Here is a 23,876-nt window from a genome sequence, read left to right as displayed (position 1 = left end):
AGTGGATCACCAGAAAGGTAAGAATTGTGACCGCCAATTTAACCTTTGTGCTGGGTGGGGCTGCATCAGGTAAGTCGGTATATGCCGAACAACTGGTTGTATCCTCTGGGAAAAACCGGATCTATCTTGCGACATCACAAGTGTTTGATGGAGAGATGCAGCAAAAGGTCGATCGCCACATCGAACAACGCGGGTCCGGCTGGGAAACTGTCGAGGCACCGCTGGACCTTGCCCCGGTTTTGGCGAAACTGCGTCCTGACCAAGCCTGCCTGATTGATTGCGCCACAATGTGGCTGACCAATCACCTGCTGGCCGAGAACGATCTGGATCAGGCCCAAGCCCACCTGCTGAGCGCCCTACGCAGCTGCCCGGCGCAGCTTGTGATCGTTTCGAATGAGGTTGGTCACGGCATCGTGCCTGAAAACGCCCTCGCCCGCCGGTTCCGAGAGGCGCAGGGTCGTTTGAACATCGCGCTTGCGGCGCAGGCCGACCTGGTGATTCAGGTCACGGCGGGGCTGCCGATGGTCTTGAAGGGGCACTTGCCATGACGCGTCTACACCTGGTCCGCCACGGCCCCACCAATGCCAAAACGATGGTCGGCTGGTCCGATCTCCCCGCTGATCTGAGCGATCAGGCCGCGCTGCAACGGTTGCACGATCACATCCCGGCGGATGCGGTTGTCGTTTCATCCGACCTGTCGCGCGCGGCGGATACGGCAACGGCGATCCAAGGCCAGCGCCTGCGCCTGCCCCACCACCCCGACCTGCGCGAGATCAACTTCGGCACATGGGAGCTGCGCGGTTTCGCCGAAATCGAAGCCGAAGACCCCGAGCTTGCCTTTGCATATTGGGACAATCCCGGCGAAGTACGCCCTCCGAACGGCGAAAGCTGGAACGATGTCCGCGCGCGAGTCGACAAAACCGTCGATGCGCTGATGGCCGCACATGAGGGCGCGGATCTGGTCATTGTTGCCCATTTCGGAGTGATCCTGACGCAAGTACAGCGCGCCTTGGATATTGAGGCGCAACAGGCGTTTTCACACCGGATCGACAACCTGTCGGTCACCCAGATCGCCTATCACGCGGGTGAATGGTCCGTCGGCGCCATCAATCATCTTCCGTGATCCGGCAGGTCACAAATCACTGATTTACGAGCGCTTCCGGCTCCGTCATCCTTTGATCATGACCTATGATCTCTTTATCGGTGACCGCCTGTTTTCCAGCTGGTCCATGCGCGGCTGGTTGATGCTCGAGAAGTTCGGCCTGCCCTGTCGCAGCCATTTGGTTGGCCTCTATTCCGGCACCATGGCCGCGGATATGGAACCCCTTGCCCCGGCCCGTCTGGTCCCTGCCTTGCGTCTGCCCGATGGTACGGTTGTGGGCGAAAGCCTCGCGATGGCCGAGACATTGGCTGAACGGCACCCCGAAGCTGGCCTTTGGCCGTCAGACCCAGCCGCGCGCGCAACGGCCCGTTGGCTGTGCGCCGAAATGGTCGCGGGTTATACCGCACTGCGCAGTGAATGCCCGATGCAGTTGGCGCATGTTTGGAAGGGTTTTCAGCCGTCGGCCGACACTTTGAAAGACCTCTCACGGATTGAGACTCTTTGGGCCCATGCTCGGGCGATCTCGGGCGCGTCAGAAGGGCCGTTATTCGGTGCCTACTCGCTGGCTGATGTCTTCTACACCCCCGTCGCGGCTCGGATCATTGGGTATGATCTGCCGGTCTCAGCCGAAAGTCGCAACTATTGCCTAAGCTTGCTGTCGGATACATCGGTCCGACAATGGCGCGCGATGGGGCTGACGGTTCAATACAATCCGTATCCCTACCCAGAATATTCCCCTTCGGCCCACTGGCCAGCTGGCGAACCGTCCGAGGCACGACCCGCCGACGAAGGCCCTTCAGTCAACGCGCACTGTCCGTATTCCGGCGATCCGGTCACCGATTTCCTCGACCTCGAAGGCCAGCGCTGGGGGTTCTGCAACACGTTCTGCCGCGACAAAACAGTCGCAGATCCGGACGCCTGGCCCAAATTCACCGCAATGCGCGCAGCCGTTAACCGTTCTTAAACCTCGGCCATGGCAGCAACGTCCTGTTAACCAAGAACAGGATTGCCATGGTTGCCCGCGCTCACACGGTTGCGTTTCAAGGGGTTGATGCCCGCCCGGTCGAGGTGCAATGCGCCGTCTCACCGGGCCTACCCGCCTTTTCAATCGTCGGTCTGCCGGACAAGGCGGTATCCGAGGCGCGAGATAGGGTGCGCAGCGCGCTTGGTTCCATGGCCATCGCCTTGCCGTCCAAACGCATCACCATCAACCTGTCTCCCGCTGACCTGCCCAAAGAAGGTAGCCATTTCGACCTTCCCATCGCCGTCGCCCTCCTGTCCGCTTTGGAGATCATCCCGGCAGACGCGGCCGAGGGCACTGTTGCGTTAGGCGAATTATCCTTGGACGGATCGCTGGTTCCGGTCGTGGGTGCTTTGCCCGCCGCCATGACAGCGGCGGCCGAGGATCGCGCCCTGCTCTGCCCCCGCGCCTCAAGCGCCGAGGCTGCATGGGTGGACGCCACTCAGGTTATCGGAGCCGGCTCGCTGGGCGACGTGGTGCGCCATTTTTCGGGCCAGGCCCCACTGGCTGCGGCCACACCGGGCGAAGTCAACCTGTCCTCCAACACCCGCGATCTGCGCGACGTCAAAGGACAGGAACGCGCCAAACGCGCGCTTGAGATCGCTGCAGCGGGACGGCACCACCTGATCATGATCGGCACGCCGGGCTCGGGCAAATCCATGCTCGCCGCGCGCCTGCCCGGCATCCTGCCGCCTTTGACCCCGGTCGAGGCGCTGGAAACGTCGATGATCCAATCCCTCTGTGGGTTATTGGACGAAGGCGGCATCAACCGGACGCGGCCCTTTCGCGAACCGCATCACACCGCCTCAATGGCGGCGATTGTCGGCGGTGGGCGCGGTGCAAAACCCGGAGAGATCTCTCTTGCCCACAATGGGGTCCTGTTCATGGACGAGTTCCCCGAGTTCCCTCGCACCGTTTTGGAAACCCTGCGGCAACCGATTGAGACGGGAGAGGTCATGGTTGCCCGCGCCAACGCCCATGTGAAGTACCCCTGCCGTTTCATGCTGGTCGCGGCAGCCAACCCGTGCAAATGCGGGTACTTGACCGACCCGTCCCGCGCTTGCTCCCGCGCACCGGGCTGTGGCGAAGACTACCTGAACCGCATCTCCGGCCCTTTGATGGACAGGTTCGATATGCGCATCGAAGTGCCTCCGGTAGCGTTTACCGACCTTGATCTGCCGCCGGCTGGCGACAGTTCGGCCACCGTGGCCGCGCGTGTGGAGCTGGCCCGCGCCGTTCAGGCTGCTCGGTTTGAAGGTCACGAGGGCGTACGCCAAAACGCTGATATCGAAGGTAAATTGCTGGAAGAGGTCGCCAACCCAGACGCCGAAGGCAAAGAGCTTCTGCTCAAGGCCGCTGACCGGTTCGGCCTGTCAGCTCGCGCCTTTCACCGCATCCTACGGGTCGCACGTACCATAGCCGACCTGGATAGTTCCGCTGATATCCAGCGACCACACGTGGCCGAAGCGCTAAGTTTTCGGATCAGCGCACGGGCCATGGGTTAGATGTTCGCCCTCAGTATGTTGCGAGGCCGATTGGGATACAAACTACGGCGGAACTGATCATTGCCGTCGTCTTAGACAATTCCGGCAGCTTACCGCTTGCGCCATGTTCAAGCGAGGAACTCGACCTTCAGTGCGACTGTGCATTCCAATGAACGGACCGTATCGAACAGCTAAGCGCCGCCCAACGCCTGTAGCGCTTAGACTTTGGCCTCGATTGCCTGCCAGATCTTTTCGGCGATGTTCTCACCGTTGAAACGCTCAAGCTCTTGAATGCCGGTGGGGGAGGTGACGTTGATCTCGGTCAGGTAGTCTCCGATCACGTCAATCCCGACAAAAATCTGGCCTTTTTCCTTTAGTAGAGGGCCGATGGCCGCGCAGATTTCGAGATCCCGCTCGGTCAAACCGATCTTTTCGGGTCGCCCGCCGACATGCATATTGGAACGCGTCTCACCTTCGGCCGGGACGCGGTTGATGGCACCCACCGGCTCTCCGTCCACGAGAATCACACGTTTGTCGCCGTTCTTCACATCCGGCAGGAATTTCTGAACAATCAACGGCTCGCGCGAGAATCCGGTGAACAGCTCATACAACGAGGTCAGGTTGCGGTCATTGGCATCCAACCGGAACACCCCAGCCCCTCCATTTCCATAAAGAGGTTTAAGGATGATGTCCTGATGTTTGTCCTTGAAGGCCTTGATGGTCTGCATGTCCCGCGCAATCGTGGTCGGAGGAGTCAATTCGGGGAAATCCAGAACCAGTAGTTTCTCGGGGTAATTGCGTACCCAAAACGGGTCATTGACCACCAAAGTTTGCCCCTTCAACCGATCCAGCAGATGCGTCGAGGTGATGTAGTGCATGTCGAACGGCGGGTCCTGACGTAGCCACACCACGTCAAACTCAGCCAGATCAACTTCACGCTCGGGACCGAGGACCGCGGGGTCTCCGGCAACGCGCTGAACCTGCATGTCTTGTCCTCGCGCGGTGATCCGCCCCTCCTGATAGGCCAATTGATCCGGCCCGTAGAAGAACAGCTCATGCCCGCGGGCCTGTGCCTCTTCCGCAAGGCGGAAAGAGCTGTCGGCGTTGATATCCACGGCCCCGATCGGGTCCATTTGAAAGGCGATTTTCATGGCATGTCCCTCAACTTCACGCCAGATACATGGCGCAGCAGGCCGAGGGGTTCAATGGGGCTTAGACCAGTCCGAAGGCGTTTTCGATGATTTGAACAGCGCCCGTGCCATCGACCAGCGCCGCGTCGAACCGGACATTCGTCAATTGCCCACCCGGCTCATTTTCAAGAAACTGCGCCGCTGATGCGCAGATACGCTGGGTCTGCCGTGGGGTGATCCGAGCCGCAGCCCTGTCGAAACTGGTGCTTTTCTTGACCTCGATAAAAACGAGCCCTTCGTCACCCCGCGCAATCAGGTCAATCTCACCCCCGGCACCGCGCCAGCGTCTGTGAGCGATCGAGAATCCGCGGCGTTCATAGTCGGCTGCAACCCGCAATTCCGCAGATTGCCCTGCATGATAAGATACCGACCCCCGCACCGCACGCTGCGTCATGTCATCCCTTTCCCAGTTTGAGGGCCTGCTGGTAAATGGGACGTCTGGGAAGATCATACATCTTTGACACCAAATCCGCCGCATCCCGAACCGAATGGGTTTGCAAGGCCTGTTTCAAAGCCTCTTCTACGTCATATTCGTTAACGCTTGGCGAATGGCTGCGATCCACGAGCAGAACCACCTCACCCTTGGGGGTTTGGTCTTGGAAGGCCTCTGCCAGGTCTTGCAAAGAGCCACGTCGGACTTCCTCGAACTTCTTCGTCAGCTCGCGGCACAAAGCCGCCTGCCGGTCGGAGCCGAGGATGTCGGACAGATCGGACAAGCATCCAGCCACGCGCTTGGGTGATTCGTAGAAAACCAGCGTTCCGGGAATATCCCGCAGCGCCTCGATTCGGCTGCGGCGTGCGCCCGACGCATTCGGCAAAAAGCCCGCAAAAAAGAACGCATCCGTTGGCAGGCCCGCCAGCGTCAGCGCCGTCAGCACGGCGGACGGGCCCGGTGCGCAAGTTACGGTGTGCCCGGCCTCGGCCGCCTGCCGCCCTAAATCGTAGCCCGGATCGGCGATCAGCGGCATACCGGCCTCGGACGCATAGGCAACGGATTGCCCTGCAGCCAAAGCATCCATGATCTTGCCGCGTGCGCCTGCTCCACTGTGGTCGTGATACGCCTGAATGCGACGTCCGCCCAAGGGAATACCGTGGATTTCCATCAACCGGCGCAGACTGCGGGTGTCTTCTGCGGCGATCATGTCGGCCGATGCCAGCACATCCAACGCTCTGAGCGTAATATCGCGCGCCGTACCGATCGGAGTGGCAACAAAATACAGGCCAGCAGCCAAACTTATGTTTTGGAAATTCAAAGCTGGACCCTCACAGCGTGACGTTTATTATCGCGGCTCGATAGAACAGCAGCGTCGCAAGCCGCCGGATCAGGGAGTTTTCTTTTAGATGTTTACCGTTTGCAAGTCCGTAAGCAAGTTGGCCAAAACCACGATTGCCCTGACCACCGCCGTTTTTCTGGCCGCATGTGAAACCACTGGCGTCGGCGGAGGCCCCTCGATCAACACCTCGGAACCGGTGCCCGTTGCGCTTCTGGTTCCGCGCGGATCAGGCCAGTCTGGTGACGCGGCGCTGGCGCAAAGCCTTGAAAATGCAGCACGTCTGGCGATGTCAGACCTGCCGAACGTTACAATCGACCTGCGTGTCTATGATACGGCAGGCAATGCGGGTACGGCCTCGGGTGTGGCGCAACAGGCGGTGGCGGATGGGGCCAAGATCATCATCGGACCCGTCTATGCACAGGCCGCCAACGCAGCCGGTCTTGCGGTGCTGAACAACAACGTCAACGTCCTGTCCTTCTCAAACAACACCAGCATCGCGGGCGGGAATGTCTTTGTACTAGGGCCGACCTTCCAGAACACGGCCAATCGACTGGCCAATTATGGCGGAAGACAGGGCAAGACAGGAGCAATCATCGTACACAGCAATGACGCAGCCGGAGAGGCCGGCCGCTCAGCCATTGCCAATGCACTGGCCAGCAGCAGTATGAACAACGCCGGAAGTGTCGGCTATGACCGGTCGCAGCAGGGTGTGATCAACGCGGTGCCCAACATCAAATCCGCCATGGATTCTACTGGGGCGGACTCGGTCTTCCTGACTGCAACCACCGCAGGCGCGCTGCCCTTGTTCTCGCAGCTTCTGCCCGAAGCGGGGGTTTCGCCGTCAACCTCCCAGTATATCGGTCTGACACGGTGGGACATTCCCGCCCAAACTCTTGAACTGCCCGGCGTTCAGGGCGGTTGGTTTGCCCTACCTGATCCTGCAAAAGCGCAGGCCTATCGTCAGCGCTACAATGCGACCTATGGCGAAGCGCCTCATCCGATCAGCGGACTGGCCTATGACGGGATCGCCGCCATCGGAGCGCTTGTAAGCCAGGGCAAATCGAATGCTCTGACCGGGGCTGCGCTGACCCAGAGTGCCGGTTTTCAGGGCGTTGGCGGCATCTTCCGCCTGCGCTCTGATGGTACCAATGAACGGGGTCTGGCGGTTGCCACGATCCAGAACAAACAGGTGGTTGTGATTGACCCTGCCCCTCAAAGCTTCTCAGGGGCCGGTTTCTGACCAGCCTCACCTGACCGCAGTGCCTGAAAACTCACTTATCTGCCCGCCTGAGGATATTTTCGACGGCGCCCACGTTGACGCTCAGCTTGCTGCAGCGTTCGAGGCAGGCACTGACAACTCCACGCTGCGTGCTGAAACGGTGCGCATTCTGCGTGAGGCGCAAAAGGTCGGGCGCGCCGCCATTGCCGGGGCTTTTGCCGCCCACCCATTCGACGCGCGCCCTCTGACCCGATCCTATACCTACCTCACGGATTGTCTGGTCGGTACTGCGATGCGGGTCGCCAGCGAGCATCTGCACCCTCTGGCCACCCCGACGCAGGGGGAACGCATCGCCGTTCTGGCGGTCGGCGGTTATGGGCGCGGTGAGATGGCACCTGCCTCGGATGTCGATCTGCTGTTTCTAACGCCCTACAAGATCACCGCCTGGGCCGAGAGCGTGATTGAATCCATGCTCTATATCCTTTGGGATCTGCGCCTGAAGGTCGGCCATTCCTCACGCACGATCAAGGATTGCCTGCGTTTGGGAACCGAAGATTTCACCATCCGCACCGCGATGCTGGAACAGCGCTATCTGGCTGGTGATACGCGGTTGGCCAAGGAGCTGGACCAACGCCTCAAGGCCGATCTGTTCAAGGGCTCCGAGCGTGAGTTCATCGAGGCCAAACTTCAGGAACGCGACGAACGACACCTGAAACAGGGCCAGCGCTATGTAGTCGAACCCAATGTGAAAGAGGGCAAAGGCGGGCTGCGCGATCTGCAATCGCTCTACTGGATCGCGAAATACATCTACGGTGTGCAAGATGTGGCCGAGCTGGTCCCGCTGGGCCTGTTCACGCCCGATGAATTCAAGACGTTTGCCGAGGCCGAAAACTTCCTCTGGGCCGTACGCTCGCACCTGCATCTGGTCACGGGGCGCCCAACCGAGCAGCTGACCTTCGATATGCAGGTCGAGGTTGCGGCGCGCATGGGCTATGAAGATCGTGCCGGGCGGCGCGCGGTCGAAGTGTTCATGCAGCGTTATTTCCGCCATGCTACCAGCGTAGGGGAATTGACGCGGATCTTCCTGACCAAGCTGGAAGCCCTGCATATGAAAGGCGCCCCGCTGCTGGAGCGGATTTTCCGCCGCCGTCCTCGGGTCAAAGCCGGGTACAGCATGGTTCATGGTCGTCTGGACATTGCCGATCCGGATACATTCCTGACCGACAAGCTGAACATGTTGCGCCTCTTCGAGGAAGGCCTGCGCACGGGCATGCTGATCCATCCGGATGCCATGCGGCTGGTCACGGCCAATCTGCACCTGATCGACGAAGATATGCGCAACGACAAGGAAGCCCAGCGCATCTTCCTCGACCTGATGCTGAAACATGGCAACCCGGAACGCGCCCTGCGCCGGATGAACGAACTTGGGGTGCTATCGGCCTTCATACCCGAGTTCGAACCCATCGTGGCGATGATGCAGTTCAATATGTATCACAGCTACACGGTGGACGAGCATATCATCCAGTGCATCGTCAACCTCGCCCAGATCGAACGCGGAGAGCTGGTTGAATCGCTGCCGCTGGCGTCCTCGATCCTTGAAGGGGGCGTGAACCGCAAGGTCCTCTATGTTGCGCTGCTTTTGCACGACATCGCCAAGGGGCGGCCCGAAGATCACTCGATCCTCGGGGCGCAAATCGCGCGCAAAGTGGCCCCTAGGCTTGGGCTGAACAAATCCGATGCCGAGACGGTCGAATGGCTGGTGCGCTATCACCTTCTGATGTCGGATATGGCACAAAAACGCGATATCTCGGACCCTCGGACCGTGCGGGATTTTGCCAAAGCTGTGCAAACGGTCAAACGGCTGGATCTGCTGACCGTGCTCACCGTCTGTGACATTCGCGGTGTCGGGCCCAATACGTGGAACAACTGGAAAGCCACGTTGCTGCGCGCGCTGCATGCGGAAACCAAACGTGCCTTGGAAACGGGCATGGAGGATCTGAACCGCGCCAATCGCGGGGCCGAGGCCAAGAAACTGCTGCGCGCAGAACTGGCCGAATGGTCCAAGGCCGATCTGAAGACGGAAACCGGGCGGCACTATGCCCCGTACTGGCAAGGCCTGAACGTCTCGACCCACGTAGAATTTGCCGAGATGCTACGGGCGCTGGAGCACAGCGGCGATCCCGGCGCGATGGAAATTCGCCTGCATCCGGACGAGGATCGCGACGCCACCCGCGCCTGCTTTGCCATGGGTGATCACCCCGGTATTTTCGCACGGATCGCCGGGGCCTTGGCCTTGGTCGGCGCCAACGTCGTGGATGCCCGCAGCTACACCACCAAGGATGGCTATGTCACGGATGCGTTCTGGATACAGGATGCTGAAGGCCACCCGTTCGAAGCCAGCCGTCTGCCGCGTTTGACCCAGATGATCCACAAAACGCTGAAAGGCGAGGTCGTGGCCCGCGAGGCGTTGAAATCGCGCGACAAGATCAAGAAACGCGAACGCGCCTTCAACGTGCCGACCCATATCACCTTCGACAATGACGGGTCCGAGATCTACACGATCATCGAGGTTGATACCCGCGACCGCCCCGGCTTGCTCTATGACCTGACACGCACGCTGGCAGCGGCCAATGTCTATATCGCCAACGCCGTGATCGCGACCTATGGCGAGCAGGTGGTGGATACATTCTACGTCAAGGACATGTTCGGGCTGAAATACCACTCGGAAAGCAAGCAGCGCGGGCTTGAGACCAAACTGCGCAAAGCCATAACCGAGGGCGCCGAGCGAGCGGCCTCATGAAGCAGATCCGGCTGTTTTCCGGCTTTTTCACGGTCGGTTTCTGGACGTTGGCAAGTCGCATTCTGGGCTTTCTGCGTGAGATCCTGCTGACCGCGTTCATCGGCCCCGGCCCGGTGATGGACGCCTTCGTCGCGGCTTTCCGTCTGCCCAACATGTTCCGCCGCTTCTTTGCCGAAGGCGCATTCAACGCAGCTTTCGTGCCGATGTTTTCCAAGCGGCTAGAAGGCGGAGAGAACGCGCAAGGGTTCGCGCAAGACGCTTTCAACCTATTGGTCGCTGCGGTATTAGCCCTGGTCGGGTTGGCGATGGTGTTCATGCCCGGCCTCGTCTGGCTGACGGCCGAGGGGTTTTACGGCGATGAGCGCTTCGACTTGGCGGTCGACTATGGCTATGTCGTCTTCCCCTACATTCTTTTCATGTCACTGGCGGCGCTGTTTTCGGGCGTTCTGAACGCGACCGGGCGGTTTGCTGCCGCCGCCGCAGCACCGGTTCTTCTAAACATCTTCGCCTGCACCGCCCTGATCGCTGGCGCGATATCCGGAGGTGAGGTCATTCGCTGGCTCATCGCCGTGATCCCTTTGGCAGGTGTGGCGCAGTTGGCGTTGGTCTGGTTTGCCACCGAACGCGCCGGTATCCGCATACGTTTTGGGTTGCCGCGTCTGACGCCCGAGATGCGGAATATGGTCCGCATCGCCGTACCCGCCGCCCTGGCCATGGGGGTGACGCAGGTCAATCTGGTTGTAGGGCAACTTGTGGCCTCAAAGACCGAGAAAGCTGTCAGCTGGTTGTTTGCGGCAGACCGCCTTTATCAGCTGCCCCTGGGTGTTGTCGGGATTGCCATCGGAATCGTGCTGCTGCCCGATCTGTCTCGCCGCTTGCGCGCGGATGACAAAGCAGGCGCGCGCAATGCGTTTTCGCGGGCCGGAGAGTTCATGTTGCTGCTCACCCTGCCCTCGACCGTAGCCTTCCTGATCATCCCGAACCCGCTGGTCTCGGTCCTGTTCCAGCGGGGCCAGTTCACCGCTGAGGACACAGCCGCGACAGCCCTGGCCGTTGCGATCTATGGCATCGGCCTACCCGCGTTCATGCTCCAGAAGCTGCTGCAACCGCTGTATTTCGCGCGTGAGAACACGCGGTCTCCGTTCCACTATGCTTTGGTGGCAATGATCATCAACGCGGCGCTTGCCTTTGGCCTTTACCCGATTTTCGGATGGATTGCCCCTGCCATCGCAGCCTCTGCCGCTGGCTGGGCCATGGTTGGCTTACTGGCCTTCGGCGCGCGGAATATGGGCGATGAGACTCGGTTCGACGACCGCTTCCGGCGGCGCGCGGGGCGGATCATCTTGGCATCTGTCGGGATGGGCGCGGTGTTGTTTGCCGCCATTCAACTGTTCGGCTGGACGCTTGATGTGCCCGGGTGGCGCTATCTGGCTCTGCTTGCGCTGATCATGGTTGCAGCGGTCAGCTACTTCGCATTTGGCCACCTGTTGGGGGCATTTAGACTGTCCGAGTTCAAAACGGCCCTGCGCCGGTCATGATTAATCACGCCGGATGCGGCCCTTGATCCGCGCCCAACCACCCGGCGCCAAAAAGAAGGACAGGCCGAACCCGGTGGCAAAACCGCCCAGATCGGCCACCCAATCGGATGTGCCGCCAAAGATCAGGCCAAACAGCAGCTGAATGCCCATCAGCACCGCAATCAACTGAAATGCCCGCGCCTGATTGGCCCCAACCAAAGAAAGTTTGCGCCACAGCAACCAAGTAAATGCCCCGATCAACCCGTAGACCGGTGGGAACCCTCCGAGCAGCGGATAAGACGGGTCCAGAAACAGCGCATAGGCGAGCGCGCCACCAACACCCGACAGAACGAAGATCAGCAGCATCGGAAAGCCGCCAAAGACCTCACCCACCATCTTGCCCATTGCCAGCACGAACACGCAGACAAAAACCGCCTGCGTAAAACTGCCCGAAACGAACGGATAGGTCACAAAGCGGATAACATGCTCGAACGGCCAGCGCCCGTTCTGGACCATCCAATCGAAGATATCGGCCGAGAACGCGTAGCTCTGCAGCGCATCCAGCCGCCATCCGACCGCGCCGGGCCCTCCGACCAGACCCCGGGCGCCCAGCGTAAACGCAAGTTCGATCCCCATGATGAACAGAACCAAGGCCACCACGACAGGCGGCAGAGGGTTCACGGCGGGTGTATAATGCTCACTGCTCATTGGGCTGGCCTTTCGCGGCTGTTGACGTCCCTTGGCCTCATGGGTAAGCGACGAGGGCTGATTTTTCCAGACGGGAGTTCCCTTCGATGACCCAGACCCAATTCACGCCGCGCGTGTTTTCCGGCATCCAGCCTTCGGGCGGGCTGACCTTGGGCAACTATCTGGGCGCGATGAAGCGCTTTGTGGATATGCAGGGGCCAGAGTTCGAAACCATCTATTGCATGGTCGACCTGCATGCGATCACCGTCTGGCAGGACCCCGCCGCCTTGTCACACAACACGCGCGAACTGTGCGCGGGCTATATCGCGGCGGGCATCGACCCGAAACAATCCATCCTGTTCAACCAAAGCCAGGTGCCCGAACATGCGCAACTGGCGTGGATCTTCAACTGCGTCGCTCGGATGGGCTGGATGCAGCGCATGACCCAGTGGAAGGACAAGGCGGGCAAGAACACGCAAAACGCCTCGCTGGGCCTGTTTGCCTATCCGGCGCTGATGGCCGCGGACATTCTGATCTATCACGCGACCCATGTTCCTGTGGGTGAGGACCAGAAACAGCATCTTGAGCTGACGCGCGACATCGCGATCAAATTCAACAACGATTTCGGCGTCGACTTCTTCCCGGTCACCGAACCCGTGATCGAAGGGGCGGCCACACGGGTCATGAGCCTTCGTGACGGCTCCAAGAAGATGTCCAAGTCTGACCCGTCAGACATGAGTCGGATCAACATGACCGACGATGCCGACACGATCGCCAAGAAAATCCGTAAGGCCAAGACTGATCCGGACGCCCTGCCATCAGAAGTCGACGGTTTGGAAGATCGTCTCGAGGCGCGCAATCTGGTCAATATCTACGCCGCGCTCAGCGACAGCTCGGCCGAGCAGGTGCTGGCCGATGTTGGCGGCAAGCAGTTCGGTGAGTTCAAACCGATGCTCGCGGAATTGGCGGTCGAAAAACTGTCTCCGATCTCGTCCGAGATGGCCCGCCTGATGGGCGAGCAGTCCGAGATTGACCAGATCCTTGCCCGTGGCGCGGAAAAGGCGCGCGCGATTGCCGCTCCGATCCTGAAACAAACCTACGAGATTGTGGGCATGGTCGGCGCTGCATCGCGCTGATTGCACTGGACCTTCGCCTGACGCCCTCCTAGGTTTGCCGAAAGCTGAGGGAGGGCGCTATGGCAGTCGGCAAAAATATCCGCACCTATTTCGAAGGCCAATGGCATGAAGGGGACGCACCGATCATGCGGGCGGCGGATCATGGATCGTGGCTGGGGTCCTCGGTTTTTGATGGCGCACGCTACTTTGACGGCATGGCCCCTGATCTGCTGGCCCATTGCGCCCGCGTGAACCGTTCCGCCGAGGCTTTGATGCTGACCCCGACCGTGACGCCGGAACAGATGGTCGATCTGGTGCGCGAGGGGCTGCAATCCTATGGCCCGGATCAGGCTGTCTATATTCGCCCGATGTATTGGGGCATCCACGGAGACGTCACGGCCATCGTGCCCCAGAAAGACAGTACCGGTTTCGCCATCTGTCTCGAAGAGATCCCAATGGCGCCCGAGACGGCCTCGGTAACCTTGACGACCACCCGGTTCCGCCGTCCGGTACTGGAATCCGCCGTGGTGAATGCCAAGGCCGGGTGTCTCTACCCGAACAACGCCCGGATGCTGACCGAGGCGCGCTCCAAAGGGTTCTCGAACGCGCTGGTCGCCGACGCGATGGGCAATGTGGCCGAGACCGCCACCGCCAATATCTTCATGGCCAAGGACGGAGAGGTCTTCACCCCCATGCCCAACGGCACCTTTCTGGCCGGGATCACCCGCGCAAGGCACATCAAGAACCTGCGCGCCGATGGTGTCACCGTACATGAGTCCGTCCTCAGCTTTGATGATTTCCATGCGGCGGATGAGGTGTTCATGTCCGGCAACATGAACAAAGTGACGCCTGTGACCGCTCTGGACGACACGCAATATCAGGTTGGCCCTATCGCCCGTCGCGCCCGCGCGCTCTACTGGGATTGGGCGGCAAGCGAGCGCTAGGGATTTACCCGAGTTGCCAGCACGCTATCGGTCGGGCATGATCCCAGAAAATCAAGAGGACCCAAATGCGCAAGTTTCTCGTCATTCTGGATGACAGCCGCGAATGCCTGAACGCCATGCGTTTTGCAGCGATGCGGGCCGCGCATACTGGCGGCGGCGTGACAATCCTGTCGGTGATCCCGCCGGATGAATTCAATCACTGGATCGGTGTGGCCGAAACCATGCGCGAAGAGGCCCGCGAACGCATCCACGCCCATTTCGAAGTCTTCGCCAAATGGATGCGCGACAAGCAAAGCGTTGAGCCTGAATTGGCCATTCGCGAAGGCGATCCGGTTGCACAGATCATCGAACACGTACAGTCCGACCCGGAGATTGGGGTCCTGGTTCTGGGCGCCGGCACCGACAAGAAAGGGCCGGGTCCGCTGGTGACTCAGCTGACCAAGAACTCGGGCAGCATGCCGATCCCGATCACCATCGTGCCAGGTGATCTGAGCAAGGAAAAACTGGAAGAGATTACCTGAGGCACCATGGCAGCACCCGTTCAGTTCTGGTTCGAATTCGCCTCAACTTATTCTTATCTCAGCGCGATGCGGATCGAGCAGCTAGCCGCTGAAAAGGGGGTGTCCACTGATTGGCAGCCCTTTCTTTTGGGGCCCATCTTTGCCGAACAGGGCTGGAATACGTCTCCATTCACGATCTACCCTGCCAAGGGACGCTACATGTGGCGCGATATGGAGCGGTTATGCGCCGCGCGCGCATTGCCGTTTCAACGCCCCGATCCGTTTCCGCAGAATTCCCTGACCGCGGCGCGTTTGGCAGTGGCCATCACGTCCCAAGACCAGCGGGCCGCGTTTACCCGTGCCGTCTACATGGCCGAGTTCGGCGAGGGCCGCGATATCTCGGCCGCATCAACATTGACCGATTGCCTTGCAGCCGCAGGTCTGCCCGCCGGTTTTGTGGACAAATCGCAAGACCCGGAGGTCAAAGCGGCGCTCTTTGCTCAATCCAGCCGCGCCAAGAATCTGGACCTGTTCGGCGCACCCAGTTTTGTCGTCGGGAATGAGGTTTTCTGGGGCGATGACCGGTTGGTTGACGCGATAAACCACGCCCTGACAATTTAGAACGGTTCCAAATCTTGACTTCCACGGCGGCTGCCCGCATATCAGAAGCAACGAAAACGGAGCTGCCTCATGTTCATTCAGACCGAATCCACCCCGAACCCGGCAACCTTGAAGTTCCTGCCCGGCCAGACGGTGCTTGAGGCAGGCACAGCCGACTTCCCATCCGCAGAAGCCGCCGAAAAATCGCCGCTTGCCCAGCGCATCTTTGCGGTTAGCGGCGTGACCGGCGTGTTCTTTGGCAATGACTTTGTCACCGTGACCAAAGCGGATGACGTCGATTGGGACCATATCAAGCCAAGCATCCTCGGCGCGGTGATGGAGCATTACCAATCCGGCCAGCCCGTCATGGGAGCCGAGGCCGCACCCGCATCCGGCCATGCCGAACATACTGGCGAAGATTCGGAAATCGTCGACCAGATCAAGGATCTGCTGGACAGCCGTGTGCGCCCTGCGGTGGCTCAGGACGGTGGCGACATCACCTTCCACGGCTTTGACCGCGGCGTGGTCTACCTGCATATGCAAGGGGCCTGCGCGGGCTGCCCGTCCTCGACCCTGACTCTGAAAATGGGGATCGAGAACCTGCTGCGCCACTATATCCCCGAAGTGACCGAGGTTCGCCCTGTTGCTGTCTGAACCGACCCTTCTGGCATTTGACACATCGGCCGCGCATTGCGCGGCCGCTTTGTTGCGTGGCTCTGAAATTGTCAACACGCGAGCCGAGGCCATGTCACGTGGGCAGGCCGAACGCCTGATGCCGCTGCTGGAGGAGGTTCTGTCTGAGGCCGGTCTTGGCTGGAAAGACCTGGACGCCATCGGTGTTGGCATCGGCCCAGGAAACTTCACCGGCATTCGAATCTCGGTCTCGGCAGCACGGGGGCTTGCGTTGGGTCTAAACATCCCGGCCGTCGGCGTGTCCGGTTTCGACGCCTTGGCGGAGATTATGCCCGACGGTCACCTTCCCGCGATCTCGGCCCCGCGCGATCAGGTCTATGTGCGGACCTCAGATGGCTCACGCCTGATGCCTCGGGCCGAGGCCGAGGGGTTTGGCCCCCTCTTCACTGCCACGGACCCAAACGCGCATGTACAGGCCATCGCCCAAGTCGCGGCGCGCCGATACGGCACGGAAGTGGAGCCACCCGCACCGCTTTACATACGCCCTGCGGATGCGGCGCCTTCTCGCGATCTCCCTCCTGTGCTGCTGGACGAATGACCCCAGAAGACATGGCCCTAACCCACGCTGCGGCCTTCACACAGGCGCGCCCGTGGACGGCTGCCGAGTTCGAAGACCTGCTGCAAAACCGCTTCACCCATGTTGTCGGAGACCCCAACTGTTTTGCCCTGTTTCAGGTCATCGCGGGCGAGGCCGAGTTGCTGACCATCGCGACTCACCCCCTGTATCAGCGTCAGGGCTTGGCTGCAGCCTGCATGAAAAATTGGCACGCCGTTGCTGCTGACCTTGGTGCAGCGCGCGCGATTCTTGACGTGGCGGCAGACAATGGAGCCGCTATCGCACTCTATGAAGGCTTCGGATACAGCCCCTGCGGGAGGCGAAAAGGCTACTATACACGCGATTCCGCCTCAAATTGCGACGCAATCGTTATGGAACGCCCCCTACCGTAGCCCCACATCCCACTTTTTAGACCAAGTGGTCAAAAATCAGTTGACCCTGCCTGTTGCATACGGCCTTAATTCCCGTCATCACAACGGTTATGCTCGCTATAGGTGGGTATACGAGGCTAGTTTAACCTCGAACCGACAAAAACAACGGGAGTACCAAATGACCCTGATGAAATCCTTGATGGGCGCTGCCGCCGTCGTCGCTCTGACCGCGGGTGCCGCACTGGCCGAACCGGCCCTGATCTTTGACCTGGGTGGCAAGTTCGACAAGTCGTTCAACGAAGCCGCACATAACGGCGCACAGCGTTGGGCCAACGAAACCGGCGGCACCTATCGCGAGATCGAGCTTCAGTCGGAAGCACAGCGTGAACAGGCCCTGCGCCGTTTCGCCGAGGCTGGCGCGAACCCGGTGATCACCATGGGCTTCGCCATGGCCGATCCGCTGTCTGCCGTTGCCGGCGACTATCCTGACACCAAGTTCGTCGCGGTTGACGTCACCTGGCTGGATGCCCCGAACATCCGTCAGATCGGCTTTGCCGAGCACGAAGGCTCGTACCTCGTTGGTATGATGGCTGCGATGGCGTCGGAATCGGGCACTGTCGGCTTCATCGGCGGCATGGATATCCCGCTGATCCGCCACTTTGGTTGCGGTTATGCGCAAGGCGCCAAGGCTGTGAACCCCGACATCAATGTGGTTGCCAACATGACCGGCACAACACCTGCCGCATGGAACGACCCGGTTAAAGGGTCCGAGCTGACCAAAGCGCAGATCAGCCAAGGCGCCGACGTGATCTATGCGGCCGCAGGCGGCACCGGTGTTGGTGTTCTGCAGACCGCAGCAGATGAAGGCATCCTGTCGATCGGCGTGGACAGCAACCAGAACCACCTGCACCCGGGCAAGGTCCTGACCTCGATGCTCAAGCGCGTGGACGTGGCGGTCTATGACGCGATGAAAGCGGGTGAAGATCTGGAAACCGGCGTATTCGCCATGGGCCTGGCCGAGGACGGCGTTGGTGTTGCCATGGACGAGAACAACAAAGAACTTGTCTCGGTTCGTATGAACGACGCCGTGGACGAAGCACGCAAAGCGATCATCAACGGCGACATCTCCGTTGTCAGCTACTACGAGAACGACAGCTGCCCGGCACTGCAGTTCTGATATCACACGGGGCGGGGGTGACCTCCGCCTCGGTCCCACTCTGCCGCGAACCGCGCGGCCCTTCGGCAACCCAAGGACAAGACATGACAGTCCCCGCCATTGAGCTCAAAGGGATTTCCAAAGCCTTTGGGCCGGTTCAGGCCAATAAAGACATTTCCATCAGCGTCGCCCCCGGCACGATCCATGGGATCATCGGTGAAAACGGTGCGGGCAAATCCACGCTGATGAGCATTCTCTACGGCTTCTACAAAGCCGATAAAGGTGAGATTTGGATCAACGGCACCAAGACCGACATTCCAGACAGTCAGGCGGCCATCGCCTCGGGTATCGGGATGGTGTTCCAGCACTTCAAGCTGGTCGAAAACTTCACCGTTCTGGAAAACATTGTTCTGGGCGCCGAGGATGGCGGGCTGCTGGCCCCGTCTCTGGCCAAGGCCCGGAAAGAGTTGAAAGCGCTGGAAGAAGAATACGAGCTGTTCGTCGACCCCGACAAGCGCATCGATGAAATCGGCGTGGGCATGCAGCAACGGGTCGAGATCCTCAAGGCGCTGTATCGCAAGGCCGAGATCCTGATCCTTGATGAGCCCACCGGCGTTCTGACCCCGGCCGAGGCCGACCAGCTGTTCCGCATCCTCGATCGCCTTCGGGCCGAAGGAAAAACCATCATCGTGATAACGCACAAACTGCGCGAGATCATGGAGAACACCGATACTGTCTCGGTCATGCGGCGCGGAGAGATGACGGCGACGGTCAAAACCTCCGAAACCAGCCCTGAGCGTCTGGCCGAGCTGATGGTGGGCCGCAAGGTCCTGCTACAGGTCGACAAGGTACCCGCTCAGCCCGGAAAACCCATTCTTGAGGTCCAAGACCTGCGCGTGTTCGATGCCGCAGGTGTTGAGCGTGTCAAAGGCATCGACCTGACCGTCCGCGCCGGTGAGATCGTCGGCATCGCAGGCGTCGCGGGCAACGGCCAGTCGGAACTGTTGGAAGTTCTGGGCGGAATGCGCCCCGGTCAGGGGTCGATCAAGCTGAACGGGACACCGCTTCCCCTCAGCGGGGCTGGATCTGACGGTCAAGCGCGTCGCGCGCAGCACATCGCGCATGTACCGGAAGACCGTCAGCGCGAAGGTCTGATCATGGATTTCCATGCCTGGGAAAACGTTGCCTTCGGCTATCACCGTGACCCGGCCTACAAGCGCGGCCTGTTCATGGACAACGCCGCCCTGCGCGCGGACACCGAAGCCAAGATCGAGAAATTCGATGTGCGTCCCCCGAACGGCTGGCTGACCGCCAAAAGCTTTTCCGGAGGCAACCAGCAGAAAATCGTCGTCGCGCGCGAGATTGAGCGGAATCCAGACCTGTTGCTGGTCGGCCAACCGACCCGCGGCGTAGACATTGGCGCGATCGAATTCATTCACAAACAGATCGTAGCCCTGCGCGACCAAGGCAAAGCGATCCTGCTGGTCTCGGTCGAGCTGGAGGAGATCTTCTCGCTCTCTGACCGGATCGCCGTGATGTTTGACGGACATATCATGGGTGAGCGTCTGCCACATGAGACAGATGAAAAAGAACTGGGCCTGCTGATGGCCGGTGTTGCGGGAGAGGCCGCGTAAGATGGAAAAAATGCCCAAATGGGCCGACGTCGTGCTGATCCCCATCATCAGCCTGGTGTTGGCCACGATCCTGTCGGCGCTGGTGATCCTCGCCATCGGAGAGAACCCGGTTGAGGCCGTGAACCTGATGGTCACAGGCGCGCTGGGATCGACCTATGGCTGGGGCTATACGCTCTACTACGCGACCAACTTCATGTTCACCGGGCTCGCGGTGGCCGTGGCTTTTCACGCACGGCTGTTCAACATCGGCGGCGAAGGTCAGGCGATGCTGGGCGGTCTTGGCGTTGCCATGGTGTGTCTCTACATCCCTTGGCCGCATTGGAGCATCGCTCTGATCGCTGCAGGACTGGGGGCCGCTATATTCGGCGCGGCGTGGGCTGCGATCCCGGCCTATCTGCAGGCCAAACGCGGCAGTCACATCGTGATCACCACGATCATGTTCAACTTTATCGCGGCTGCCTTCCTGAACTACATGCTGGTCAATGTCATGCGCCCGCAAGGCTCGCAGGACCCGGCAACAGCGCGCTTCCCCGAGGCGGTACACCTGCCGACCTTCCAATCCATGTTCTCAACCGCCGAAAACGTGATGTTCCGCGGCGCACCTGCCAATATTTCGTTCTTCGTGGCGATCATCGCCTGTTTCGTGGTCTGGGCGCTGATCTGGCGCACTCGGCTGGGCTATGAAATCCGGGCCTATGGTCATTCGGAGACCGGTGCCGTCTATGCGGGAATCTCGCCGGTTCGCATCACTATCATCGCCATGCTGATCTCGGGCGGGTTGGCAGGTCTGATGGCGATCAACAACGTGATGGGTGAGGCAGAGCGACTGGTTCTGAACTCGACCGAAGGCGCGGGTTTCATCGGGATCGCCGTGGCGTTGATGGGCCGTTCGCACCCGTTCGGCGTGTTCCTCGCGGCGCTTCTGTTCGGCTTCCTGTATCAAGGCGGTGCAGAGCTGGCCTTGTGGACATCCATCCCGCGCGAATTGATCGTCGTCATTCAGGCGCTGGTGATCCTGTTTACCGGAGCGTTGGACAACATGGTGCGGATGCCGCTTGAAAAGCTGTTCCTTGCCCTGCGGAAGGAGCCTCAGTGATGGATTCGTTCGTAACACTGATCCAGGTCCTTGATTCTACCGTCCGTCTGGCGACGCCTTTGCTGCTGGCCTGTCTGGCAGGTCTCTATTCCGAACGTGCCGGGATTTTCGACATCGGGCTTGAAGGCAAAATGCTGATCTCGGCCTTCTTCTCGGCCGCTGTTGCTGCAGTGACCGGCTCGGTCTGGTTGGGATTGCTCGCGGGGATTGCGTCGTCTTTGGTTTTGTCGGCACTACACGGCGTGGCGTCGATCACGTTCCGGGGCAATCAGCTGATCTCTGGCGTGGCGATCAACTTCCTAGCCTCTGGCCTGACGGTTTTGATTGCTCAAAGCTGGTTCCAACAAGGCGGGCGCACCCCGTCGCTGTTCGGGGAAGGCCGGTTTGAGCCGATCAACTTCCCCTTCGCCGAAGCGCTGAGCGACGTGCCCTTCATCGGCCCGATCTATTCTGAACTGCTGTCGGGCCATTCGATCCTTGTCTACATCGCCTTCCTGATGGTGCCTGCGACGTGGTGGATCCTCTATCGCACCCGGTTCGGGTTGCGGTTACGCGCGGTGGGTGAAAACCCGGCCGCCGTGGACACGGCCGGTGTCTCGGTCGTCGGTCTGCGCTTTGCAGCTGTCGCCATATGCGGCGTGCTCTGCGGTATCGCCGGAGCCTATCTTGCAACTGCGCTGCAGGCCGGGTTCGTCAAGGAAATGACCGCCGGTCGCGGGTTCATTGCACTGGCGGCGCTGATCTTTGCGAAATGGCGTCCCTGGCACGCGATGTGGGCCTGTTTGCTGTTTGGCCTGCTACAGGCCATCGCGCTGCGATTCCAGAATATCGACTTGGGCGGCATCGTGATCCCTGTGCAGGTGATGGACGCCCTGCCCTATATCCTGACCGTGGTGATTCTCGCGGGCTTCGTCGGCAAGGCGGTTCCGCCCCGCGCTGGTGGCGAGCCTTACGTGAAAGAACGCTGATAAGTCCAGTTCAGGGCCAATTCTGGGTCCTGTTCGCTGCAGAGCGGCATGCAGAGTTGATTTTGCATGCCGCAACCGCTCTAAGAGGGTATGTGCGTGTTTCCTCTGATAGAAAAGAGTGCAAACCTCCCCTCGTATTTGCCAAAGACGGGTGGTAGGCCTGTGACCGCAGCGCCCGATATTCAGGCTGCACGCATTTCCGATGCCGGCGGGTCCACCGCTTTGCACAGCCGAACTCAATACGACTAGAGCATGCCATGCAAATTTACCTTCCGATTGCCGAAGTCTCCGTAAACGCCTTTCTATTGCTAGGGCTCGGCGGCATGGTCGGCGTTCTGTCGGGCATGTTCGGAGTCGGCGGTGGGTTCCTTATGACGCCGCTTCTGTTCTTTATCGGCATCCCTCCGGCAGTTGCCGTCGCGACCGAAGCCAACCAGATCGTCGCCTCGTCCTTCTCGGGCGTTCTGGCTCATTTCAGGCGAAGGACGGTCGATTTCAGGATGGGCACGGTGCTATTGATCGGCGGCCTCATCGGGGCCGCGCTTGGCGTTGTCGTGTTCAACTACCTCAAGAGCCTGGGTCAGGTCGATTTGCTGGTAACGCTGTGCTACGTCGTCTTCCTTGGCGTGATCGGCAGCCTGATGTTCATCGAAAGCCTGCGCGCCTTGCGCAAGGCCAAGAAAGGCGGGGCGGCACCTGCCAAGCGTCGTCAGCGCGGCTGGGTCCATGCAATGCCCTTCAAGATGCGCTTTCGCACCTCGGGTCTGTATATCTCGGTCATCCCACCGGTTCTGGTCGGCCTCTGCGTAGGCGTTCTGTCCGCGATCATGGGCGTTGGCGGCGGCTTTATCATGGTGCCTGCCATGATCTACCTGCTGGGCATGCCCACCAAGGTTGTGGTCGGGACATCCCTGTTCCAGATTATTTTCGTAACCGCCTTCACCACAATGCTGCACGCCACAACGAACTACACCGTGGACGTGGTTCTGGCCGTGCTGCTCCTTGTCGGCGGCGTTATCGGAGCTCAGATCGGAACCGTGATCGGGGCCCGGATGCCAGCCGAGCAATTGCGGGTTTTGCTGGCCGCGCTGGTGTTGGTCGTCTGTGGCAAGCTGGCACTTGATCTGCTTCTGGAACCGTCCGAGCTGTATTCGCTTGGCGCCAGCGGGGGACACTGACTATGGTCCGCTCATTGATCGCCGCCCTGTGCCTGTTCTGCCTGCCCGCCGCTGCCGCGGAAGAGCAGGTGGTCCTGGGCCTCAGCCAGGACCGGGTTGCCATTACTGCTACGTTCGACGGGTCCGAAATTCTGATCTTCGGGGCCATCAAGCGCGAAGCCCCGATCCCCGAAGGCCCTCCGCTTGAGGTGATCGTCACTGTTGCAGGCCCGTCCGAGCCTCTGACCGTGCGCCGTAAAGAGCGCAAGCTGGGAATCTGGGTGAACTCCGACAGCGTCGAAGTCGATCTGGCCCCCAGCTTCTACGCTGTTGCCACCAGCGGGCCATTCAAAGAAATCCTCACCAATACCGAGGATCTGCGCTATCGAGTTTCCATCGAGCGCGCCATCCGCTCGGTCGGAGCGGCCATGCATATCGAGGCCGCTCAGGACTTTGCCGATGCCGTGATACGCATTCGCGAAAGCGAGAGCCTGTATTCGATCCGCGAAAACACGGTTGCGGTGGATGAACAGACCCTGTTCCGCACCTCTATCGACATGCCCGCCGACCTGACCGAAGGCGACTACGCCGCACGCATCTTCCTGACGCGGGGCGGCAATGTGGTGTCGCAATACGAAACCACCATCGACGTGCGCAAAGTGGGGCTGGAGCGATTTCTCTACAACATGTCCCGCGAACAGCCCGTTTGGTACGGGTTGATGTCACTGGTCATCGCCATCGCCGCTGGGTGGGGTGCCTCGACGGCTTTCCGTCTGCTGCGCGAAAAGTAAC

The 23,876-nt window shown here is 60.3% G+C and carries 24 protein-coding genes; 20 read left to right on the top strand and 4 right to left on the bottom strand.

The genetic code is table 11. The features are described 5' to 3' along the window. The first annotated feature begins 26 nt into the window (after nucleotides 1–26). Genes cobU through ACR0B5_RS14415 form a run of 4 tightly spaced genes read left to right on the top strand, consistent with a single transcriptional unit; the run spans nucleotide 27 to nucleotide 3,628 of the window. Nucleotides 27–548 carry a bifunctional adenosylcobinamide kinase/adenosylcobinamide-phosphate guanylyltransferase gene (gene cobU, locus ACR0B5_RS14430; protein WP_480541289.1) on the top strand — a complete coding sequence of 174 codons (522 nt, stop codon included), beginning with the start codon at nucleotides 27–29 and terminating at the stop codon, nucleotides 546–548. Then, nucleotides 545–1,123: a histidine phosphatase family protein gene (locus tag ACR0B5_RS14425; RefSeq protein ID WP_480541287.1), complete on the top strand. Its 579-nt coding sequence runs from the start codon at nucleotides 545–547 to the stop codon at nucleotides 1,121–1,123. The genes cobU and ACR0B5_RS14425 overlap by 4 nt, the downstream gene beginning before the upstream one ends. Nucleotides 1,124–1,181: 58 nt before the next feature. Beyond that, nucleotides 1,182–2,066 carry a glutathione S-transferase gene (locus ACR0B5_RS14420; protein WP_480541285.1) on the top strand — a complete coding sequence of 295 codons (885 nt, stop codon included), beginning with the start codon at nucleotides 1,182–1,184 and terminating at the stop codon, nucleotides 2,064–2,066. 47 nt (nucleotides 2,067–2,113) lie between these two features. Then, a complete protein-coding gene (locus ACR0B5_RS14415; protein ID WP_480541283.1) occupies nucleotides 2,114–3,628 on the top strand; it encodes a YifB family Mg chelatase-like AAA ATPase in 1,515 nt (504 codons plus the stop codon). A 197-nt stretch (nucleotides 3,629–3,825) separates the two neighbouring features. Here ACR0B5_RS14415 and gshB read toward each other — a convergent pair whose 3' ends face one another. The 3 genes from gshB to rsmI all read right to left on the bottom strand — a co-directional run bounded on the left by gshB (nucleotide 3,826) and on the right by rsmI (nucleotide 6,050). Continuing rightward, nucleotides 3,826–4,758 carry a glutathione synthase gene (gene gshB / locus ACR0B5_RS14410; protein ID WP_170378897.1) on the bottom strand — a complete coding sequence of 311 codons (933 nt, stop codon included), beginning with the start codon at nucleotides 4,756–4,758 and terminating at the stop codon, nucleotides 3,826–3,828. A gap of 61 nt (nucleotides 4,759–4,819) precedes the next feature. Beyond that, nucleotides 4,820–5,191 carry a YraN family protein gene (locus ACR0B5_RS14405; RefSeq protein WP_170553449.1) on the bottom strand — a complete coding sequence of 124 codons (372 nt, stop codon included), beginning with the start codon at nucleotides 5,189–5,191 and terminating at the stop codon, nucleotides 4,820–4,822. A 1-nt stretch (nucleotide 5,192) separates the two neighbouring features. Beyond that, nucleotides 5,193–6,050, bottom strand: a complete 858-nt coding sequence (rsmI, locus tag ACR0B5_RS14400) for a 16S rRNA (cytidine(1402)-2'-O)-methyltransferase (RefSeq protein WP_480541281.1) — start codon at nucleotides 6,048–6,050, stop codon at nucleotides 5,193–5,195. 88 nt (nucleotides 6,051–6,138) lie between these two features. Here rsmI and ACR0B5_RS14395 point away from each other — a divergent pair, with 88 nt between their 5' ends. Genes ACR0B5_RS14395 through murJ form a run of 3 tightly spaced genes read left to right on the top strand, consistent with a single transcriptional unit; the run spans nucleotide 6,139 to nucleotide 11,628 of the window. Next, a complete protein-coding gene (locus tag ACR0B5_RS14395; protein ID WP_170378902.1) occupies nucleotides 6,139–7,311 on the top strand; it encodes a penicillin-binding protein activator in 1,173 nt (390 codons plus the stop codon). Further along, nucleotides 7,271–10,090, top strand: coding sequence for a [protein-PII] uridylyltransferase (locus tag ACR0B5_RS14390; protein WP_480541279.1), 2,820 nt, complete (start codon nucleotides 7,271–7,273; stop codon nucleotides 10,088–10,090). The genes ACR0B5_RS14395 and ACR0B5_RS14390 overlap by 41 nt, the downstream gene beginning before the upstream one ends. After that, the gene (gene murJ / locus ACR0B5_RS14385) at nucleotides 10,087–11,628 is read left to right on the top strand and encodes a murein biosynthesis integral membrane protein MurJ (protein ID WP_419738879.1); all 1,542 of its coding nucleotides are present in this window, start codon (nucleotides 10,087–10,089) and stop codon (nucleotides 11,626–11,628) included. The genes ACR0B5_RS14390 and murJ overlap by 4 nt, the downstream gene beginning before the upstream one ends. Here the strand turns inward: murJ and ACR0B5_RS14380 are convergent, their stop codons facing one another. Further along, entirely contained in the window at nucleotides 11,629–12,315 is a 687-nt protein-coding gene (locus ACR0B5_RS14380) for a rhomboid family intramembrane serine protease (protein WP_170553474.1), read from the bottom strand. Between the two features lie 86 nt (nucleotides 12,316–12,401). Between ACR0B5_RS14380 and trpS the strand changes: the two genes are divergently transcribed. From trpS to ACR0B5_RS14315, 13 genes are all read left to right on the top strand, one after another. Next, nucleotides 12,402–13,430: a tryptophan--tRNA ligase gene (trpS, locus tag ACR0B5_RS14375; RefSeq protein ID WP_170468868.1), complete on the top strand. Its 1,029-nt coding sequence runs from the start codon at nucleotides 12,402–12,404 to the stop codon at nucleotides 13,428–13,430. A gap of 59 nt (nucleotides 13,431–13,489) precedes the next feature. Next, nucleotides 13,490–14,353: a branched-chain amino acid aminotransferase gene (locus ACR0B5_RS14370; RefSeq protein WP_480541276.1), complete on the top strand. Its 864-nt coding sequence runs from the start codon at nucleotides 13,490–13,492 to the stop codon at nucleotides 14,351–14,353. A 65-nt stretch (nucleotides 14,354–14,418) separates the two neighbouring features. Then, nucleotides 14,419–14,874 (top strand): universal stress protein, encoded by a 456-nt coding sequence (locus ACR0B5_RS14365; RefSeq protein WP_170378913.1) that lies wholly within the window; start codon nucleotides 14,419–14,421, stop codon nucleotides 14,872–14,874. A 6-nt stretch (nucleotides 14,875–14,880) separates the two neighbouring features. Next, nucleotides 14,881–15,474, top strand: a complete 594-nt coding sequence (locus tag ACR0B5_RS14360; protein ID WP_480541273.1) for a DsbA family protein — start codon at nucleotides 14,881–14,883, stop codon at nucleotides 15,472–15,474. Between the two features lie 69 nt (nucleotides 15,475–15,543). Then, entirely contained in the window at nucleotides 15,544–16,107 is a 564-nt protein-coding gene (locus tag ACR0B5_RS14355) for a NifU family protein (RefSeq protein WP_170462695.1), read from the top strand. Continuing rightward, the gene (gene tsaB / locus ACR0B5_RS14350) at nucleotides 16,097–16,684 is read left to right on the top strand and encodes a tRNA (adenosine(37)-N6)-threonylcarbamoyltransferase complex dimerization subunit type 1 TsaB (protein WP_480541271.1); all 588 of its coding nucleotides are present in this window, start codon (nucleotides 16,097–16,099) and stop codon (nucleotides 16,682–16,684) included. Before ACR0B5_RS14355 ends, tsaB begins: the two co-directional genes overlap by 11 nt. Then, the gene (locus tag ACR0B5_RS14345; RefSeq protein ID WP_170721160.1) at nucleotides 16,681–17,094 is read left to right on the top strand and encodes a GNAT family N-acetyltransferase; all 414 of its coding nucleotides are present in this window, start codon (nucleotides 16,681–16,683) and stop codon (nucleotides 17,092–17,094) included. Before tsaB ends, ACR0B5_RS14345 begins: the two co-directional genes overlap by 4 nt. Nucleotides 17,095–17,251: 157 nt before the next feature. Continuing rightward, nucleotides 17,252–18,250 carry a BMP family lipoprotein gene (locus ACR0B5_RS14340; protein WP_480541269.1) on the top strand — a complete coding sequence of 333 codons (999 nt, stop codon included), beginning with the start codon at nucleotides 17,252–17,254 and terminating at the stop codon, nucleotides 18,248–18,250. 83 nt (nucleotides 18,251–18,333) lie between these two features. Further along, nucleotides 18,334–19,863 (top strand): ABC transporter ATP-binding protein, encoded by a 1,530-nt coding sequence (locus ACR0B5_RS14335; protein WP_480541268.1) that lies wholly within the window; start codon nucleotides 18,334–18,336, stop codon nucleotides 19,861–19,863. Between the two features lies 1 nt (nucleotide 19,864). Next, nucleotides 19,865–20,959, top strand: coding sequence for an ABC transporter permease (locus ACR0B5_RS14330; protein ID WP_170462690.1), 1,095 nt, complete (start codon nucleotides 19,865–19,867; stop codon nucleotides 20,957–20,959). Further along, nucleotides 20,959–21,927 carry an ABC transporter permease gene (locus tag ACR0B5_RS14325; protein ID WP_170661172.1) on the top strand — a complete coding sequence of 323 codons (969 nt, stop codon included), beginning with the start codon at nucleotides 20,959–20,961 and terminating at the stop codon, nucleotides 21,925–21,927. The genes ACR0B5_RS14330 and ACR0B5_RS14325 overlap by 1 nt, the downstream gene beginning before the upstream one ends. Before the next feature lie 257 nt (nucleotides 21,928–22,184). After that, the gene (locus ACR0B5_RS14320; protein WP_480541265.1) at nucleotides 22,185–23,105 is read left to right on the top strand and encodes a sulfite exporter TauE/SafE family protein; all 921 of its coding nucleotides are present in this window, start codon (nucleotides 22,185–22,187) and stop codon (nucleotides 23,103–23,105) included. A 2-nt stretch (nucleotides 23,106–23,107) separates the two neighbouring features. Beyond that, nucleotides 23,108–23,875, top strand: coding sequence for a TIGR02186 family protein (locus ACR0B5_RS14315; protein WP_170378931.1), 768 nt, complete (start codon nucleotides 23,108–23,110; stop codon nucleotides 23,873–23,875). The last annotated feature ends 1 nt before the right edge of the window (nucleotide 23,876 follow it).

Source organism: Ruegeria sp. AG1 (genome assembly GCF_056541705.1).
This window is presented reverse-complemented; position numbering and strand designations above follow the sequence as displayed.

Bases quoted from the DNA above. Each gene is read 5' to 3' on its own strand.
- ACR0B5_RS14425 (WP_480541287.1), top strand. From the start codon at position 545: ATGACGCGTCTACACCTGGTCCGCCACGGCCCCACCAATGCCAAAACG.
- ACR0B5_RS14420 (WP_480541285.1), top strand. From the start codon at position 1,182: ATGACCTATGATCTCTTTATCGGTGACCGCCTGTTTTCCAGCTGGTCC.
- ACR0B5_RS14415 (WP_480541283.1), top strand. From the start codon at position 2,114: ATGGTTGCCCGCGCTCACACGGTTGCGTTTCAAGGGGTTGATGCCCGC.
- gshB (WP_170378897.1), bottom strand. From the start codon at position 4,758: ATGAAAATCGCCTTTCAAATGGACCCGATCGGGGCCGTGGATATCAAC.
- ACR0B5_RS14405 (WP_170553449.1), bottom strand. From the start codon at position 5,191: ATGACGCAGCGTGCGGTGCGGGGGTCGGTATCTTATCATGCAGGGCAA.
- ACR0B5_RS14395 (WP_170378902.1), top strand. From the start codon at position 6,139: ATGTTTACCGTTTGCAAGTCCGTAAGCAAGTTGGCCAAAACCACGATT.
- murJ (WP_419738879.1), top strand. From the start codon at position 10,087: ATGAAGCAGATCCGGCTGTTTTCCGGCTTTTTCACGGTCGGTTTCTGG.
- ACR0B5_RS14380 (WP_170553474.1), bottom strand. From the start codon at position 12,315: ATGAGCAGTGAGCATTATACACCCGCCGTGAACCCTCTGCCGCCTGTC.
- trpS (WP_170468868.1), top strand. From the start codon at position 12,402: ATGACCCAGACCCAATTCACGCCGCGCGTGTTTTCCGGCATCCAGCCT.
- ACR0B5_RS14370 (WP_480541276.1), top strand. From the start codon at position 13,490: ATGGCAGTCGGCAAAAATATCCGCACCTATTTCGAAGGCCAATGGCAT.
- ACR0B5_RS14365 (WP_170378913.1), top strand. From the start codon at position 14,419: ATGCGCAAGTTTCTCGTCATTCTGGATGACAGCCGCGAATGCCTGAAC.
- ACR0B5_RS14360 (WP_480541273.1), top strand. From the start codon at position 14,881: ATGGCAGCACCCGTTCAGTTCTGGTTCGAATTCGCCTCAACTTATTCT.
- ACR0B5_RS14355 (WP_170462695.1), top strand. From the start codon at position 15,544: ATGTTCATTCAGACCGAATCCACCCCGAACCCGGCAACCTTGAAGTTC.
- ACR0B5_RS14345 (WP_170721160.1), top strand. From the start codon at position 16,681: ATGACCCCAGAAGACATGGCCCTAACCCACGCTGCGGCCTTCACACAG.
- ACR0B5_RS14340 (WP_480541269.1), top strand. From the start codon at position 17,252: ATGACCCTGATGAAATCCTTGATGGGCGCTGCCGCCGTCGTCGCTCTG.
- ACR0B5_RS14335 (WP_480541268.1), top strand. From the start codon at position 18,334: ATGACAGTCCCCGCCATTGAGCTCAAAGGGATTTCCAAAGCCTTTGGG.
- ACR0B5_RS14330 (WP_170462690.1), top strand. From the start codon at position 19,865: ATGGAAAAAATGCCCAAATGGGCCGACGTCGTGCTGATCCCCATCATC.
- ACR0B5_RS14325 (WP_170661172.1), top strand. From the start codon at position 20,959: ATGGATTCGTTCGTAACACTGATCCAGGTCCTTGATTCTACCGTCCGT.
- ACR0B5_RS14320 (WP_480541265.1), top strand. From the start codon at position 22,185: ATGCAAATTTACCTTCCGATTGCCGAAGTCTCCGTAAACGCCTTTCTA.
- ACR0B5_RS14315 (WP_170378931.1), top strand. From the start codon at position 23,108: ATGGTCCGCTCATTGATCGCCGCCCTGTGCCTGTTCTGCCTGCCCGCC.